Source organism: Marinibactrum halimedae, assembly GCF_021234875.1.
GTDB lineage: Bacteria > Pseudomonadota > Gammaproteobacteria > Pseudomonadales > Cellvibrionaceae > Marinibactrum > Marinibactrum halimedae.
The window spans coordinates 1-1,204 of sequence record NZ_JAJQVM010000102.1 but is presented as its reverse complement, the minus strand read 5'-3'; the positions used below and the strand labels follow the sequence as shown (position 1 = coordinate 1,204).

Genomic DNA, 1,204 nt, shown 5'->3' with positions numbered 1-1,204 from the left:
CTGAATTTACTCAAAACGAATGATGACAGTAAAAGGCGAATCAAACAGCGCATAGTGGCCGCCGCAGCGGACGACGAATATCGTTCAAAGATTCTTCTTTCTGGGTGATTATTACTAGGGAGCCCTGTGTTGCGGAGTGGTTGTAAGTGAGTGGCGCGCCCACCTGGGGAGTTTGGCACTTCGTACAGTATTTTGCACGTGTGAATTGCTGGGCTAAAAAGGATTTTAGATAATGTGTTTTCCGCCTTCTAAAAAGCGGGTGTGATTAATATTCAGATTGATCAAGTATTATTGGATAGTACGATTATTCAAATGCATACGAATGGCACTGGAGTAAAAAAACGGCCCACAAGTGATAGAGAAATCCCGAGATGGCTGGCCCGCAAAAGCTCATGTGATTGCAGTAGATGATAAAATGTCAGTCATATTTCCATTGTCCCTTGGGCAGTTTGATGATAGCCCTGGGGCAAGAAACCCCTCAAAAACTTTGAAAATCAAGGTTGGGAAGGCGTATTAATCATCACGGACAAAGCTTATGAAGGTGATGAAATTCGACAACTTGTCTTAGAATTATTAATGTAACCCATTGTTTCTCTCAAAAGGAATCGCATTTCGCCTTGGGGGTATGATCAAGAAATGTATAAAAAGCGTAATGAGGTGGAGCGGCTCTGCAGGCGGCTGAAAGGCTTTCGACTAATTTTTACCTGATTTGAAAAGTTAGATGTTGTTTTTCGATTTTATAAAACTTTATATTCATAGTTGATCGAATTATTAGTGTGTAAACGCCAAACCAACTACACCTTAATATTCCAAGGCAACAAAGCCTCCACCTGCTCAACATCCTTGGCATTGGGCAGTTCTTTAAAAATGCTCTGCAAATATTCATAAGGGTTGAGCCCATTGGCCTTGGCTGTTTCGATTAAACTGTACAAATTGGCACTGGCTTTCGCTCCCGCCTGACTTTTGCTGAACATCCAATTCTTACGCCCAATCGTGAATGGACGGATTGCGCGCTCTGCTGCATTATTATCGATCGGGTAGCGCCCATCCTCCAGATAGCCGATTAATCGATCCCACTGGTTATTTAGGTACACCAGTGCTACACCCAACTTGGTTTTCGGCGCCACGGTTTGCAGGCTTTTATCCAGCCACTCTTTTAATTTGGCCACAATCGGCTTGGCTTCCTTTTGTCGAAGGGCGTGGC

At 43.6% G+C, this 1,204-nt stretch carries 1 protein-coding gene; it reads right to left on the bottom strand.

Annotated elements, in window-relative coordinates; translation table 11 throughout:
• Positions 1-794: 794 nt before the first annotated feature.
• A partial coding sequence (locus LU351_RS20470; RefSeq protein WP_232595940.1) for an IS66 family transposase occupies positions 795-1,204 on the bottom strand: 410 nt, incomplete at its 5' end.